The following is a 14,838-nucleotide window of genomic DNA, read 5'->3' as shown; positions in this document are numbered from 1 at the left end:
GGATCGACTCCTGGTCCACGGGGCGTTCAGTGTGAAGGCACACGGGGGGGTTCAGTGTGAGGCGTCAGCCCGCGAGCAGCTGCTTCACGACGGCGGCGACGCGGCCGCCCTCGGCCTGGCCGGCCACCTTCGGGTTCACGATCTTCATGACCTGGCCCATGGCACGTGGTCCCTCGGCGCCCGCCGCCTTCGCCTCCTCGACGGCCTGGGCGACGATCAGCTGAAGCTCCTCGTCGGACAGCTGCTTGGGCAGGTACGCGGCGAGCAGCTCGCCCTCCGCCCGCTCCCGCTCGGCCGACTCGGCGCGCCCGCCCTGTTCGAAGGCTTCGGCAGCCTCACGACGCTTCTTCGCCTCGCGGGCGATCACCTTCTGCACTTCGTCGTCGGAGAGTTCGCGCTTGGTGGTACCCGCGACCTCTTCCTTGGTGATCGCGGTGAGGGTCAGCCGGAGCGTCGAGGAGCGGAGCTCGTCGCGCCCCTTGATCGCGGCGTTGAGGTCTTCCTGCAACTTCGACTTGAGCGTGGTCATGGTTTATTCATAGCCTTTTGTCATGGACCCGGTCAACGAGATATCGCAGGTCACAAGCGACTCGGCACGCCTCCGCAAGTTGGCCCGGATGACCGAAACTCAAAAGGCCCGACGACGCGGACGTACCGACTGGACGGGAGAACCGGCGGCGATCTACTGCCGGATCTCCCACGTGAACGATGACGACCAAACGGGCGTCGACCGACAAGAGCGTATCTGCCGTGACATCGCGGAGCGGCTTGGTGTCACCGTCACCCACGACATGATCTACGTGGACAACAACCGATCGGCGTGGCAGCGGAACCGAAAGCGCGGGGGTTGGGACGAGCTGCTGGAGGCCGCACGGTCCGGCCACGTCCGCCACATCCTGACGTATCACCCCGACCGTCTGATGCGTCAGCCCCGCGACCTTGAAGAGCTGCTACAGATCGCGGACGACCACAACATCACGCTTCACGGCGAGGCGAACCAGCGCGATCTAGCTGACCCCGATGACCGATTCTTTCTCCGCATCGAGGTAGCGCACGCCTGTCGTTCCAGCGATGACACCTCCCGACGGCTCAAGGACGCGTTGATCGAGCGCGCCCAGGACGGCAAGCCGCACACCGGAAAACGCCGGTACGGATACGACAAGAGCGGCACAGCCATCATCGAGGCCGAGGCCAAGATCGTGCGCGCGATTTTCGTCCGCTACCTCAACGGCGACTCGACCACGGCACTCGCTGTCGATCTCAACCGCAGGCAGGAGCGGACAGCCCTCGGCCTGGAGTGGAACACGTACAACGTAGAGGCGATCCTCCGCAGCCGGCACGTCGCGGGCATCCGCGTCTTCCGCGGCGAGGAGATCGGCCAGGGCGACTGGCCCGCGATCATCGAGCGTGGCATGTGGGACGAGGCCCAGGAACGTATGAGCTACCGCGCCGCCGCCAGCCGGGGAAGGTTCGTCCCGAAGCACCCGTACATCCTTCGGGGACTCGTGATCTGCAAGGGCTGCGGGAATCGCATGGGCGGCAGCGGGGGCAAGTACATGTGCAACCGCCAGCGACGGAACGACTCCCAGCGCTGTTACCGCACGGCGAGCGGCGCGCCCCTCGAAGGGTTCGTCACCGACGCCGCGATCAAGCTCCTCGAAGAGCTGGACGTATCGAGCGACGGGAACGCGTCTGTCCTCTCCGCAGAGGATCAGGCTTCCATCGAGGCCGACCGCGAAGAGCTCTCCGAGTTGCGCGACATGTGGAACAAGCGGGAGCTGAAGACCAGCGAGTACAGGGCGATGAAGAAGACGGTCGAGGCCAGGATCTCCAAGGTCGAAAAGAAGCTGGTCGTACGGCCAGCCGCGGAAGTCCTACACGGCCTGATCGGGCCCGACGCGCGGAAGAGCTGGGACCTCTTGGAGGAGGCCGAGGACTACGCACGCATGAACGCGGTTCTGCGCTTCCTCTTCGCCGCCGTGATCATCGAGGCGGGGTCGACCAAGGGCAGGTACTTCGACTTCGGGCGGGTGGAGATCGAGCCGAACCCTTTGGCGGCGACATAAGCCCGTTTCGAGCCTCCCTGGCCGAACTAACTATGGAAAAGCGGATGAGCTCTCATGCAACCGTGAAATGGCAACTATTGCCGGAATCAATCAGTCCACTCTCAAAACTCCCTCAATTCCATTGAGCGATGCACCGTGTAGCCACTAGGTTCTTACTCGTTCGCCAGAACGAGAACGCAGACCGAGACCTAGGGGGAACCATGAATCGCACAGCGGGGATTGGCACGCTCATCGGTGCAGTAGCCGTGAGTATGGGCTTAGCGGTTACTCCGGCCGCAGCCCAGGATGAAACAAAGACTCCCAATGCAAGTCCCGTCACTCAATTCTTTGATCCTGGAGCCGAGATACCCGACAACCTCTCCAAGCCTGGGGCCAGGTTGATCATCAAGCACAATGCCGATTATGCGCGGTCGCTCTCAACCGTTTCACCTCGGTCGGTATCAAATCTCGGCGAGTCGTGCAGCACACAAGTAATTTCGAAGACTTCCGGAAGCGGTAAGACCACCCTGGTGCTGTCCGTCAGCAAGGAGCGGTCGGTCCAGCTCAGCGGGAGCGCTGGAGTCGCTAAAGGTCTAATCTCTGCCAATGTAGGCTTTGATGTGACAAACAGCTATAAAGTTACGGATGAAACTCGCTACGAGGTGCCCAGAGGCAAGCACGGGAACATCGAAGCGTACACTCTCTTCCAGCACTACTTTGTCAAGTTCAGGGACATGCACAGCATCCCCCGCGAAGTCGATGTATATAAGCCTATTGGCGTATGCTTCAATCAGTGGCTAGACTAGTCAGTCTAAATTTTCAGTGTGAAAGGGTGGCCCTATGGCGCAGGTTTTTCGAAGGCTAGCCTTAGGGGCCACCCTTCCGCTCTTGTGTGTCGCATGCACTTCAGGAAGCGGAGATGGGGCTACGCACGAACCATCGGCTGCCCAATTCACACATCTAAGTCGACTTGATTCGATCGATGAGACTGAAGAAAAGATCATCGCGGCGGGTGAGTTCCCTTCAAATTCCCACACCCCCAAGGTGATAGGTGAGGTCCGAAAGGATTCTTTCCGCCTGATCGCGTATATCCAGGGAGACTCCTGTGGCCTTCGGGTGACCGACGCGATGAACCCAAAGCGATCGTTTCTTCACATTACTTCAGCATGGCCTGAGAATGATTCAAGCGGGAGCGCAAAATACCCCGCCGGCCCATACCATTTCGCTTCGGCACAAGGTGCAAGTGGATCTGCGATGTGGGCTTCGCTTGGCTGCAGCAAGTCGGCGATGGTGATCGATTACTCGTCTCGGGCTCGCGGATCTGCATCTGATCAGCGTGGTAACGTTTCCGTCAAAGAGCACTCCAAGAATCCGGAGGCTCTCACTGTGGTAATCGGTCCGCGAGAAGTTCGCGAAGAAATCCTGCCACAGGCCTAACAACGACTATCGGCAGCTGCTGCAAGCGGGCTGTGGGATGGCCTTGAGTTCGAGCACGCGTGATCATGGCCCCGTGAAGGCCTTCAGCCAAGAGCTCGGCTTCTTCGCTAACAGCACCAGTGACCAGGGCATCGGCGACCCGGTATTCCACGCTTGTCTTCCATGCCCGACACGCAAAAGTTGCATGCGTCACATTACGGACGACGGGTCTCGCGTCGGAGCGAGTAGAGCCGCCAGACGCCGCGCCTTCTCCGGAGCAATCTTCCTCGGAAAGCGTGAGCAGACCCTCTCCAGGTGAAACGCTCGCTCAGCGTCAAGGTCGCGTCTGTGTGGCACGGGCCCTCCCCCACGACCCGATCTCTTCGCGGGCAATGACCCTCAACCGGGCAAGATCTTCTGCAATCCCCGCCGCGATTTCCGCCTCTCCCGGTGTGTAGCCAGAGCCGACGTAGCGCCAAGCAACCTCGCTCACACCAGGCTCAGGAAGCCGCTCACCACCCCTCTGGTGATCAGCTCGCTCGGTCCGCAGAACGGCATACGTGGTCGAGTAGCGGCGGGACTTCGTGAGGACGTGTCCCCGATAGCCCAACGTGTGGGCCCAGGCCCGTAGCGAGAGCCGATCGAGTTCGGCGAGCCGTCCGAGGCGCCAGCACGTACCCATGAGGGCCCGTGTGTGCGCCGAGACGCGGAGAAGGTTCAGTTCCTCGTACGAGGTGATCGGGCGGTCCGCTCCGCCCACGTCGCCGACGCTCTTGGACACGTACTTCGCCACGTACGCGGCTACGGCCTGATCAGTGACGGGCCCGTCGTCCAGCGCCCGGCGTATCGGATGCACGTCGAGTTGAGCACCCCACTGAAAGACCCGCTCCCCAAGCGCAGCCGCGTACGGCATAGAGACCTCAACTGCCAGCACAGCGGCCTGCACAGCGCCTTCAAGGACGTCCGCCGTCGCCCAGTCGGGTGGAGCCGTCTCAGGCCCGTCAGGTCCATCGACGCGAACGACCGCGTGGAAGTGGACGGCTCCCCTGCGTTGGTACTCAGCGACCTTGGCGAAACTCAGTCTCAGGTGTTCGCCGATCCGGGATTGCGTGATGCCAGCCGTTGTGGCGAGGTGGCGGCGAATTGCCCGCGTGGTCCGATTCCAGAGTTCGCCCGCGTGCGCGTGCCAGAGCACATGCCCTGTGTAGTCGTAGCACTCCGGGCAGAGCGGCTGGCCGACCGCGCTCTCGTCGGGAGCGTGGGCAGCGCCGCAGGAGAGTGGACGCCCGTGCTCGCACCGTGTGCCGACTGCGCGAGGACGGCAGGGCTCACTGCCGTCAGAAAACCGATGCACTGGCCCAAAGGACGGCGCCGTGAGAGTGACGAAGAGCCGCGGGTGGGCAGCAACGGCCGCGGGAACCCCCTTGCCGCCAACAAGGCCCGAGCGCACCAGGTGGAAGGTGTCGCCGGAGTGGAGACGGGAGCACGGCCCACAGCGGGTCTCACGCCGGTTGCGGCACCGCACCGGTAGGCGCCCGCCAGGTTCGTCGTCGGTGTCGTAGTGGCGCAGCACCTGCCCCGTGTCCGGATGGAACACGGTCGTATGGCCGGCCAGGTAGATCGGGTGGGCGCATCCTCCGGTGGCTTTGATCTGTTCGAGCCAGCGATGGAAACCGGGCTCGTTGGCGAGGCGTATCAGGTCTCGTTCTGTCTCGGAGAGTCTGCGCAGACGCTCCGCCCGGTGAAGGACGGAGCGCCGCGCGTCAGCGGTCGTGAGCAGCATGCAGGGGCGGTGACCTTTCTGTGCGGGTGATCGAACGCGCTACACGGGCGCGGCTGCGCGGGTGGCGTTGCACGGTGCTCCTCAAGAAGTCGGATCGGGGAGGGTCAGGCGTGCCCGGAGCACGTACCGACCAGAACGCCCAGGAGGGCGATGAGAACAAGGAAAGTCAGGAACCGGGGCACGTAGCGAGACCTCCCCTCAGGCCACGGCGTACGGGGCATTCAGTCCTTGCGCCGCCTGCGGTCGCGGCAGCATTGGCACCGCCGCAGATGTCCCCCGCGGGTACGCAGTCGGACACGGCGGCAGTACGGACAACGGATGTACCTGTGAGGCATCGGCACCACCTACCGGGACGAGGCCAGTCAGAGCGAGAACCGGGCGAACACCCAGGCCACGAACTCAGAAATCATGAAGTAGGCCGGGGTCTGGGCGAGGTAGAACCCGAAGAGGCCGATCAGTACGGCGACCCACCACGGCACTTCTCGTGACCGGACGAGCAGTACGGTGATCACGCCGAAGAAGGCGATGTAGGAGAACGCCTGACCATCAGTCATGAGGCCTCCACCCCGCTTTCACGGCTGAGGTCAGATCGGGAAGGTCCGGGCGCCGGTCGGCGTTGAGCGCGGCATAGTGACGCACTTCTTCGGGCGAGAGCAGGAGCGAGCGAGCCCGGACCCAGTGGCCGCCGATGGTCGTCACCGCCACGCCCTTCTCGTCCTCCGTGATCGCTTGGGCTACCGCGATCGCGTCCGGAGAGAGATCACCCAATGCCATCTCGGCCGAGGCCTCATCGTTGACCCGATGACAGATCCGACCGCCGAGCTGCGCTCGTAGCGCCGTGGCACCGGGGCCGAGTTCGGAGCCGAACCTCTGAGCCGCCACCACGAGGTGAAGCCCGAGAGCCGCGCCAAGTTGGGCCAGCCGCAGGAGCGCGGTCGAGCACTCCACGGCTTCCTTACGGCCCGCCAGCGTCGCGCCCGACAGGTACAGCTCCGCGATCTCGTCGACCAGGACGACGATGGGCACAGGGCGTTGATCGTCGGAGAGGTCCCAGATGGATCGAGCCCCAGCCGCGCGGCACATCGCCATGCGTGACTCGGCCTCCGCGATCAGGGCATTGAGCAGCCCGATGGCCTCACGCCGATCGGTCGCCAGGGCCGAGAGCCGCTTGGCGAACAGAGAGAACTCCATACCGCCCTTGCAGTCGATCCCCACGAGGGCGACCGGCTGTGCGCCCAGGTGCGTCACGAAGGCAGCGAGAAGCGTGGACTTCCCGGACTGCGTCGCGCCAACGACCAGCCAGTGAGGGACCTTGCGCAGATCGATGGTCCAAGCCGAGCTGTCACCGGTACGGCCGACGACCGCGGCCATGAATCGTGGCGCGGGATACAACCGCTTCACCGGATCTCCGGCAAGAGGATCACGTGCCGTCGCGACGATCAGGACCTCCCCGCGCTCCGGTGAGATCACCCGCACCGAGTGGACACGCCAGGCATGCACGATCGCTTCCGTTACGGCGATGAACTGCGCCGGAGTCTGACCGGGATGCAGCCGGACCCTCACCGACAGGCCAGCGCCAAGGCGGTTGATCTTCGGCAGTCCCAGACGCGGCGGCACCGGCCGCAGAGCCGTCCCTCTGACCATCGCATCTCGCCCGACCAGCGTGTAGCGAGGGCGCCGGACCACCGCAAGATCAGTGTTCTGACAGAGCCGCCGCCAGGTGAACCACATTCGGCATGCCGTGATCGGGAACCCGACGAAGTACCAGCCCCAGGGAACCCCTCCGATGCGCCGACGCACCCGCGGCTCCCAATACGGCTGCGTCAGAAGCCCCGCACAAAGCAAGGCTGTGACCGTCCAGACGACCAGCGTGGCCGACATCAGCGCTCACCGCCCTGGCTCTTCTGCCCCATACGGTCGAGCGCCTTGAGGACCTGACGGCCGTTGTCCGCCGCCGAATCCGCATGGGTGATCACCAGGGCGAGGACGTCCCTGACCATCTCTCTGCCGCGGAGCGCCGACAGCAGCGAGTCGCAGCCGGCCAGCACACGGAGATCTCGCATCAGCCCCCTCACCGCGTCGTCGTCTCGGAGCGCCACCAGTCCTCACCCCCTCGCTCACGGGCGAGAACGAAGCGCGCCATCTCGGAGGCTTCCGCCGTGTCCTTGGCGAGCCGTTCCAGCGAAATCAGCCGCGTACTGCCGCTGGGACGCATGGAGTCGATGAGGTGGGCGACTGTCGCCAGGCTCAACAAGCGGTCGTGCAACGCTTCCCAGTCCCAATCCGGGGATAAGGCCATCAGCCCTCACCCCCAGAGGACTTGCCTCGCGCTGAAGTCATCCCACCCGGGGCAGACACCCCGCTTGGCGTGACCGACGAAGCCCGGAACGAAGTCCCCTTGCGTCCCTCGATTTCCCAGGCAACCGCGACCAGGTCCGCCACATGGACGCGAGTCCCTTCCTCGATCCCCATCGGCTCGTTGGGCACGGCGACTTCGATCACGTCCGCACGCCGGTTGTCCCGCTGCCGGACCGATATCCCAACGACATAGATCGTGTTGCCGTCGCGATCCTTCCGGACCTCACCTGTCTCCTGATTGACTCTCGGTTCGGGCGGGACCACGCACATCAACGCGCCCAATCGCCCCACGTCAACCGGGATGTTCTGCATAGGCACTCACGCCTCTCAGCTTGATCCCACAAGTCCGCAATATTTGCAATCGCATACTCATTCTGATGAGTAGTGAGCATGACTCACGGTCGCCTCACTTGGCAAGCACTTAAGCTGACGAGTACGGGCCAGGGTGCCCTAAAGTGCAGCGCAGACCGCAGGCCGGCGGAACGCCGTAGGGAGAACAGAGCATGCCCGGGGACATCGTTCGACCGAGCGCCATGTACAAGCAGTTGGCTGATCGACTTGCTGAAGCAATCGCCGGGGGTGAATACCTGCCGGGCAGCATGCTCCCGAGCGAGACACAGCTCATGGAGCGCTACGGAGTTTCGCGACCCACGGTGCGCTCAGCCATCGCGGAACTTCGTTCCATGGGCTTGGTGGAGAGCCAGCACGGCAAGGGATCTTTTGTACGCACTCACGGGCTCCCCGCCGCCGTCATCGATCGGACGATCACGCGCAGCGGAAAGGCTTTCGCCCTCGGATGGCCGGCCGACGAGGCGGACCCACCCTCCGTCGCTCGCGGACAGGCAACCGGCGTCGCAGCCACGCTCTTGGGCCGCGAAGAAGAGGCCGTGTTCATCGCGGACCGCATCCTGTCCGATCCCGGAACGGGTGTCCGCGCGGCCCATCGCACGCTGATCCCCTTCGACGTGGCCGAGCAGGTACCCGAGTTGGCCAAGCACCCGGACGCCGAACCGAGCCACATCTACGCTGCGCTGACCTCCGCGGGACATGAACTCATCTGGACCGAGACCGTCACAGCTCGGAGCGCTCTCCCCGACGAGCGGGCCGACCTGCGCATGACCGACGGCGCGCCGATCCTGATCACCTATCGAGTCACCGCCACTGCGGACGCCCGCCCGCTGATCCTCGAAGAGCTACGCGTCAGCGCGGAGCGCGCACAACTCGCGTTCCGCCTCAGCACCAGGTGACCCGCACGGATCGGTCTAACGCGTCTCTACTTACTCAAGGGCGCGCCTGCGGCGCGCCGGGCAGCCCGGCCGCCTCGGCCGGGCATGCGGCGTGGCCGCCGATCCCGCCCGGTCGCCCGACTGCCCGCACCACGGCACACCCGAGAGGACAAGGCGCCGACCGCTCGCGTCGCTGATTGCTGTACGCGTCAGCTCTCGACCTGCGCGGCAGCGTCGATCTCGGCGATCAGGGCCTGGATGCGGACCTTGATCCCGAGAGCAGACGGCCAAGACCGCGACCAGATCGGGGGCCCGATCGCGGCCCCGCCAGCTCTACCTCTTCAACAATTTGCGCGATCAGCACATTTGACCATCGCGCAAGATCGATGATGGTCAGGTGTTCAAAACTGCGCTAACGCTGGTCAGCATCGCGGTACAAGTTGGTGGTTTGGCTACGGCGGCTGTTGGCCTGTCGCACACGTTCAAGGACATCGCAGCTCCGGGCGAACGCTTCTTCGCCACTGTTCTGGCGACCCTGCTTGGGGTAGTCCGACGACTTTGGGCCGACCTCAAAAGCCTTTGCCGTCGCCTTCTTGGACGCCCGCGACCGACAGTGGTTTATGGTCTCGGCGCGGCCATGGAGGGTGGCCTTGTGGGAAGCGCTCGGGGCATCGTCCAGTTCGGTCCCTTGCCTGACCCTGCACAGAACGCCGACGCCTTCAAGGCTGCGGTAGAGGAACGCCTGAACCGTGTCTTCAAACTGGCCCAGGACGTGCAGTACGGCCTCGGGCAAGAGACGAAAGCGCGAGAGAAGGAAGACCAGAAGATCGGCAGTGACCTCCAGGCTCGCATCACCGCTCGCGATGAGGAGTCGAAGCGGGCGACGATTCGTGGTTTGCGGGAACAGACGCTCGGCTTCTTCTTCGTTGCCTTCGGGCTTGTAGCGCAGAGCTACCTTGATCTGGCCTATTGACCTCTGGCCAAAGGCGCTACCTCACCCAGATCGCAGGCACTCAGCGCACGCAGACGTCAGCGTGCTGACGAGCCGCGAACTTGGCGGGCGACAGCCCCGGTGTGTACTCGTCCAAGCGGCAGCCCGAACACGTCACCCACTGACGACCGTTCGCGTCTTCCTCCACACGCACGACACCACGCCCGCGGGTGCGCAACGGCCGTCCGATCGCTTTCCGCGCCATTGGGACGCTCCTCTGTGTCTGCAAGCCGTGCAGGACAAAAGCGTACGGTTCAAGACTCGTCGGCCGGGGGCGGCCAGCAAAAGGGCTTTAGACAGCCACCATGGGGCGAGCCTCGAAGATCATGGCCCCACTTCGGGCTATTGCGGGCAGGCCGGGAGCCAGCCCGAATCGCGGCCAGCGTAAGGGGCCATGATCACTCGCCCCATGGCGGCTCCCGTCCAAAGCCCTTCCGCCACCCGCGTGCCCTGGTGCGGGAGCCATGTCACCCAGGTTCAAGCCACGTTGCGCTTCAGCACCTGCGCCGCAAGACGAATCCCCGCTGGCGTGCCCTTGAGGCGCACCAGGCCGCCCCCTCCCCCATCCGTGTGCGCTGTAGCCCACACGTCTTCCCTGGTGAGACCCAACTCCCGGAACGCCGAGTTCAACTCCTCGGCCGCATCGCGCGCTTCCGCCCAGCCCTGCACATAGTCCAGCCCCCGAACCCAAGTCGTCGTGTCGTCGTCGCGTAACTCGCCCGAAGAAGCCTCCGCGGCCATGGCGAACACCCCTCACCCATCAAGCACATTCGACCCACGAAGCTATTGCAGAAGCAAACTCTAGCGCGTTGGGATGCGACTGGGGAGGTTCCTGCTGAACCCGCGTTGAACCCTGACGACGGCATTTGCAGCGCTCCCCAAGGCGTACGGATGCTCTCGCCCCACGCTCCCCGCTGGGCGCCCACACAGGGCAGACGCGTCGCGTCCCTCTCCCCGACCGAGAAGAGGGACGCTGTACCGAAGTCACCATCGGGGGCGCCTCCCGAGGCTTTCAGGACCTACCGAAGGTAGGCCTTGTACACGTACCCGAACGTGAGCCGCGCGAGCCCGCCCCTGCTTCGCTGCTTCAGCACGACGCCGACCCAGTTCGGGTTGTAGGACGAGGCGAAGGTCTCTCGGACGAAGACCCGATCCCCTCGATAGAGCAGCCCCTTGACGTAGCCGTTATATCCGGGCTTGGAGCGCAGCCGAAGCCCGTTGACCCCGACGGTCTTGGTTGATCCAGCCGTGACGGACCGTCCGACAGACCCCGCGTCGGCAGGGGCGGCGGAAGCCAGTGATGCCCCCAGAGCTGCCAGACCAAGCACGGCGACAACCGCAGCCAGCATCAGACCCAGCCTCTTGCGAGATATCCCGATCCTTCTCATTCGTACCCTTCCTGTCGCCGGACGACGAGTGCCATTCACGCACTCGTCCTGATGAGTAATGAGCATCTATGTTTGCGATAGGAAACGTCAAGGGGTATGCGGGAAGGCCGCCGAACTGGCCGACCGCATCCAGAGAAGCGGAAAGTTCACAGGCGGGAACGTGCCATCGAGGGTGACCGTTCACCCGCTGCACCCGGGCCGATGACAGAGCAGGCGCCACAGGTCCAATTGATCGTGCCGACAGAAGCAGCAGCGTCTCCGAGACCCCACCAGTTCGCGCCGGATGATGAACGGCAGGAACCCCGCACAAGGGCACTCCCGCCCCATACCCTGACAATGTCGAGTCCGTCAGAGAGGGGCAAGGCCGTGCCGTCTGAAGATGCCAGCCCGAACCCGTACGCCGATTCGCTGGTGTTCGGCCAGCGCCTTCAAATCCTGCGCACGCGACGGGGTATGACCCGCGATCAACTCGGGGGTTTGGTCGGGAAGACTGCGTCATGGGTGAAGGGCATCGAGACGGGCCGCCTGAAGACGCCCAAGCTGGAGACGATCCTCCGCATCGCCGAACTCCTCCGCGTTCGTGACCTGTCGGAGTTGGTCGGCGATCAGTCCGGTCCCGTGGATCTGTTCGCCGGTCCGGGGCATCCCCGGCTCGCCGCGGTGAAGGCAGCGATTGACGTCTTTCCACTGACCACGCAGCGGGAGGCGCCGCCGGCCGCCCACCTCGAGGCGCGGCTTGCCAGAGCTTGGAGCGCCCGCCATTCCGCACCCAACCACCGCGAGGTGATCGGGGAGTTGCTGCCGGATCTGATCCGTGACGCTCAGCTCGCCGTACGGCAGGCCGAGACAGCCCCGAACCGCAGGGCAGCTCTGGCCGTGCTCTCCGAGGTCTACTCGCTGTGTCAGTTCTTCGTGGCGTACCAGCCTGACGCGGCGCTGCTGTGGCGCGTCTCGGAGCGAGGGCTCATCGCAGCCCAGGAATCGGAAGACGCCCACACCATCGGGGTAGCGGCTTGGCTGGCCGCTCAGGCGCATCGTGACGCGGGCATGGGTCACTTCGAGGCCGCCGACGCCGTGAACCTTGAGACGCTGGCCTATCTGGAGCCGTTGCTGCCGGATGCTTCCGACAATGTGCTCGCGATCGCGGGGGCGCTCACGTTCGAGGCTGGCTACACCGCGGCACGTAGAGCCGACACCGGCACGGCTTGGCGCTACTGGGACCAGGCCCGCATTTTGGCGCAGCGGCTTCCCCAGGACTACTACCACCCGGTCACGTCATTCTCACGCGCGATCATGGGCGCCCACGCGGTCACCGTCGCCGTGGAACTGCGCCAGGGTGGTGAGTCCGTACGGCAGGCCGCGCGCGCCGACGCCGTAACGATCCCGTCTAGGCCGCGCAGAGCCCGGCACCGCATCGAAGAAGCTCGCGGCTTCCACCTCGATGGGCAACCAGACGTAGCGCTCGCCATGTTGGAGAAGGCGCACGAGGCCGCCCCGGAGACGATCAAGTACAACGGCTACGCGAAGCGGATCGTCCTTGAGGAAGCCGATGCCAAGGCTCAGGCCCGCCGCCGCCGCGCTTCGGAACTCGCCGTGAAGATCGGCCTGTTGGCCGCATGACGTAGGGGCACATTTTGTGCCCCTGGTTCCCTCTGTCCGCTCCTACGGTCGTAGACCACGAAGACCCCGGCGACCGCTCGCGACGGCCCCGGGGCGTGGCCAACGCTGACAAGGAGCGCCGACCCATGCAAACTACAGCCCACCAGCCATCGACCGAAGAGGCCGGCGGATGCCTGCCCGACATCGCAACGATGCGTTCCAGCGTGCGACGCTTCCTCGCCGAGGATGCCCTCCCACCGAGCGCACACGAGCTGGAAACGCTCACGCTGCGGCTGAGGGGTCACATGCAGCTCCTCATTCCTGAGGTCGAGCAAGTCATCGCCAGCCTTCCGAAGGACGACGTACCGCGCTACTGCGCGCTTGCCTGCATCGGCGAGGCGCGGCGAAAGTTGGACATCACCCCGCAGCCCGGCGTCAGTTCCGGCGTCGGTCACGCCCGTCGCTTGGCACGCTCGCTGAACGCGTTATGCGACCACTACGAGAACTTCACCGGCGAGCGCTCGTGACGCTCGCGCTGCACGTCTGCCGCTACTGCGACAGGTTGATCACTGACCCCTATGACGCGGTCCCGGTGGGAATCGAGCTGGGCATATCAGGACCCGGCTGGACGGTATGGGCGCACCGCGAACATGCCGTGTTCGTCGAGCCAGACCCCACCCCCATGAACATCCTGTCCCGCATCCTGATCACGCGCGCCTTGCTGTCGGACGACTGATCCGAACACCCCGCCCCGGTGAGATGGGGCCCCACGGCAACCGCAGGGTCAGGGTTGCGACCGACACCCGCCCGCTCTCCCCTCATCCCCCGGGAGAGCGGGCGGGCCCTTGCGTGCTGTAAGTGCCAAGTTCGGCAGTCCCGCAGCCAATAGGTATCTCAAGAAGCCTTGACTGTGGTCATGCCGTCAAGTGTCGCAGGTGCGGTGATGCGGCCGCCTGTTGATTTCGCCGCGCGCCGGACGGACGGGCAGACACCGCCAGGGGTCGTTCGGCGGCTCTCGCGCGTTTCGTGCCGGGTTGTCCACAGGGGGGGGCACGCGGGCTCGTCGGGGTCTGACACGATGGACGTATGCGTGCGCGATACGGAGTACCCCTGGGAATCACGGCGGTGGGCGCCGCCGGTCTGCTGTACTCGGCGGGGTTCGAGGCCCGTTCCTTCCGCCTCAGGCGGGTGACGGTCCCCGTCCTGCCGCCCGGGATGCGACCGCTGCGCGTCCTGCAGGTCTCGGACATCCACATGGTGGGCGGCCAGCGCAAGAAGCAGCGCTGGCTGCGCTCCCTGGCCGGCCTGCGCCCCGACTTCGTGATCAACACCGGGGACAACCTGTCGGATCCGGCGGGCGTGCCCGAGGTGCTGGACGCGCTCGGCCCCCTGATGGAGCTCCCGGGCGCGTACGTCTTCGGCTCGAACGACTACTACGGCCCCACACTCCGCAACCCCGCCCGGTACTTGTTCGAGAAGACGCAGGGCCGTCATGGGCTGAACGGCAACAAGCCGGTCGTGGGCGCCGTCCACAACCCGTGGGAGGACCTGCGCGACGGCTTCGACACCGCGGGCTGGCTGAACCTGACGAACACCCGGGGGACGCTGAAGATCGAGGGCGCGGAGATAGAGCTGACCGGCCTCGACGACCCGCACATCAAGCGCGACCGCTACGCACGCGTGGCCGGCGGCCCGTCCGAGTCGGCCGACTTCTCGATGGGTGTGGTGCACGCGCCGTACCTGCGCAGCCTGGACGCGTTCACGGCCGACGGCTACCCCCTGATCCTGGCGGGCCACACGCACGGCGGCCAGATCTGCCTCCCCTTCTACGGCGCCTTCGTCACCAACTGCGACCTGGACACGGACCGCGTCAAGGGCCTCTCCACGCATACGGCGGAAGGCCGGACGTCATACATGCACGTCTCCGCCGGCTGCGGAACGAGCCGCTACACCCCGGTCCGGTTCGCCTGCCCGCCGGAGGCGTCACTGCTGACGCTGGTGGAACGGACGTAGCAAGTTAGCCCCTCCGGGC

At 65.1% G+C, this 14,838-nt stretch carries 18 protein-coding genes; 9 read left to right on the top strand and 9 right to left on the bottom strand.

Annotated elements, in window-relative coordinates:
• Window positions 1–64 precede the first annotated feature (64 nt).
• Window positions 65–529, bottom strand: a complete 465-nt coding sequence (locus tag ACWD68_RS12625; protein WP_451806414.1) for a GatB/YqeY domain-containing protein — start codon at window positions 527–529, stop codon at window positions 65–67.
• 88 nt (window positions 530–617) lie between these two features.
• Here ACWD68_RS12625 and ACWD68_RS12620 point away from each other — a divergent pair, with 88 nt between their 5' ends.
• Window positions 618–2,066, top strand: coding sequence for a recombinase family protein (locus ACWD68_RS12620; RefSeq protein WP_451806413.1), 1,449 nt, complete (start codon window positions 618–620; stop codon window positions 2,064–2,066).
• Between the two features lie 200 nt (window positions 2,067–2,266).
• Window positions 2,267–2,851 (top strand): hypothetical protein, encoded by a 585-nt coding sequence (locus ACWD68_RS12615; protein WP_451806412.1) that lies wholly within the window; start codon window positions 2,267–2,269, stop codon window positions 2,849–2,851.
• 944 nt (window positions 2,852–3,795) lie between these two features.
• Here ACWD68_RS12615 and ACWD68_RS12610 read toward each other — a convergent pair.
• On the bottom strand, window positions 3,796–5,076 hold the full coding sequence (locus tag ACWD68_RS12610) for a replication initiator (protein WP_451806450.1): 1,281 nt from the start codon (window positions 5,074–5,076) through the stop codon (window positions 3,796–3,798).
• Between ACWD68_RS12610 and ACWD68_RS12605 the strand changes: the two genes are divergently transcribed.
• Complete coding sequence (locus ACWD68_RS12605) at window positions 5,065–5,274, top strand: hypothetical protein (protein ID WP_451806454.1); 210 nt, start codon at window positions 5,065–5,067, stop codon at window positions 5,272–5,274. The two genes, ACWD68_RS12610 and ACWD68_RS12605, sit on opposite strands and share 12 nt — an antisense overlap.
• A gap of 332 nt (window positions 5,275–5,606) precedes the next feature.
• Here the strand turns inward: ACWD68_RS12605 and ACWD68_RS12600 are convergent, their stop codons facing one another.
• From ACWD68_RS12600 to ACWD68_RS12580, 5 genes are read right to left on the bottom strand one after another with little or no spacing between them, the layout of a single operon-like run.
• On the bottom strand, window positions 5,607–5,798 hold the full coding sequence (locus ACWD68_RS12600; RefSeq protein WP_451806411.1) for a hypothetical protein: 192 nt from the start codon (window positions 5,796–5,798) through the stop codon (window positions 5,607–5,609).
• Complete coding sequence (locus ACWD68_RS12595; protein WP_451806410.1) at window positions 5,791–7,125, bottom strand: FtsK/SpoIIIE domain-containing protein; 1,335 nt, start codon at window positions 7,123–7,125, stop codon at window positions 5,791–5,793. The genes ACWD68_RS12600 and ACWD68_RS12595 overlap by 8 nt, the downstream gene beginning before the upstream one ends.
• The gene (locus ACWD68_RS12590) at window positions 7,125–7,307 is read right to left on the bottom strand and encodes a hypothetical protein (protein WP_451806409.1); all 183 of its coding nucleotides are present in this window, start codon (window positions 7,305–7,307) and stop codon (window positions 7,125–7,127) included. Before ACWD68_RS12590 ends, ACWD68_RS12595 begins: the two co-directional genes overlap by 1 nt.
• Before the next feature lie 8 nt (window positions 7,308–7,315).
• Window positions 7,316–7,495, bottom strand: coding sequence for a hypothetical protein (locus tag ACWD68_RS12585; RefSeq protein WP_451806408.1), 180 nt, complete (start codon window positions 7,493–7,495; stop codon window positions 7,316–7,318).
• Window positions 7,496–7,542: 47 nt separating this feature from the next.
• Window positions 7,543–7,914, bottom strand: coding sequence for an SCO3933 family regulatory protein (locus ACWD68_RS12580; RefSeq protein ID WP_451806407.1), 372 nt, complete (start codon window positions 7,912–7,914; stop codon window positions 7,543–7,545).
• Window positions 7,915–8,105: 191 nt separating this feature from the next.
• On the opposite strand from ACWD68_RS12580, the gene ACWD68_RS12575 reads away from it, so the two are divergent.
• Both ACWD68_RS12575 and ACWD68_RS12570 read left to right on the top strand, forming a co-directional pair.
• Complete coding sequence (locus tag ACWD68_RS12575) at window positions 8,106–8,849, top strand: GntR family transcriptional regulator (RefSeq protein WP_451806406.1); 744 nt, start codon at window positions 8,106–8,108, stop codon at window positions 8,847–8,849.
• 376 nt (window positions 8,850–9,225) lie between these two features.
• A complete protein-coding gene (locus tag ACWD68_RS12570) occupies window positions 9,226–9,801 on the top strand; it encodes a hypothetical protein (protein ID WP_451806405.1) in 576 nt (191 codons plus the stop codon).
• Window positions 9,802–10,296: 495 nt separating this feature from the next.
• Here the strand turns inward: ACWD68_RS12570 and ACWD68_RS12565 are convergent, their stop codons facing one another.
• The gene (locus ACWD68_RS12565) at window positions 10,297–10,560 is read right to left on the bottom strand and encodes a hypothetical protein (RefSeq protein WP_451806404.1); all 264 of its coding nucleotides are present in this window, start codon (window positions 10,558–10,560) and stop codon (window positions 10,297–10,299) included.
• Between the two features lie 278 nt (window positions 10,561–10,838).
• On the bottom strand, window positions 10,839–11,168 hold the full coding sequence (locus ACWD68_RS12560) for a hypothetical protein (protein ID WP_451806403.1): 330 nt from the start codon (window positions 11,166–11,168) through the stop codon (window positions 10,839–10,841).
• A gap of 405 nt (window positions 11,169–11,573) precedes the next feature.
• Here ACWD68_RS12560 and ACWD68_RS12555 point away from each other — a divergent pair, with 405 nt between their 5' ends.
• From ACWD68_RS12555 to ACWD68_RS12540, 4 genes are all read left to right on the top strand, one after another.
• Window positions 11,574–12,827, top strand: a complete 1,254-nt coding sequence (locus ACWD68_RS12555) for a helix-turn-helix domain-containing protein (RefSeq protein ID WP_451806402.1) — start codon at window positions 11,574–11,576, stop codon at window positions 12,825–12,827.
• Window positions 12,828–12,952: 125 nt separating this feature from the next.
• Complete coding sequence (locus tag ACWD68_RS12550; RefSeq protein WP_451806401.1) at window positions 12,953–13,333, top strand: DUF6415 family natural product biosynthesis protein; 381 nt, start codon at window positions 12,953–12,955, stop codon at window positions 13,331–13,333.
• Window positions 13,330–13,542 (top strand): hypothetical protein, encoded by a 213-nt coding sequence (locus tag ACWD68_RS12545; RefSeq protein ID WP_451806400.1) that lies wholly within the window; start codon window positions 13,330–13,332, stop codon window positions 13,540–13,542. The genes ACWD68_RS12550 and ACWD68_RS12545 overlap by 4 nt, the downstream gene beginning before the upstream one ends.
• Window positions 13,543–13,892: 350 nt before the next feature.
• Window positions 13,893–14,819, top strand: a complete 927-nt coding sequence (locus ACWD68_RS12540; protein WP_451806399.1) for a metallophosphoesterase — start codon at window positions 13,893–13,895, stop codon at window positions 14,817–14,819.
• Window positions 14,820–14,838 lie beyond the last annotated feature (19 nt).

Source organism: Streptomyces sp. NPDC005141 (assembly GCF_053599975.1).
Note: the sequence above shows the minus strand (reverse complement) of the source record. Positions and strands in the feature narration are given on the sequence as shown.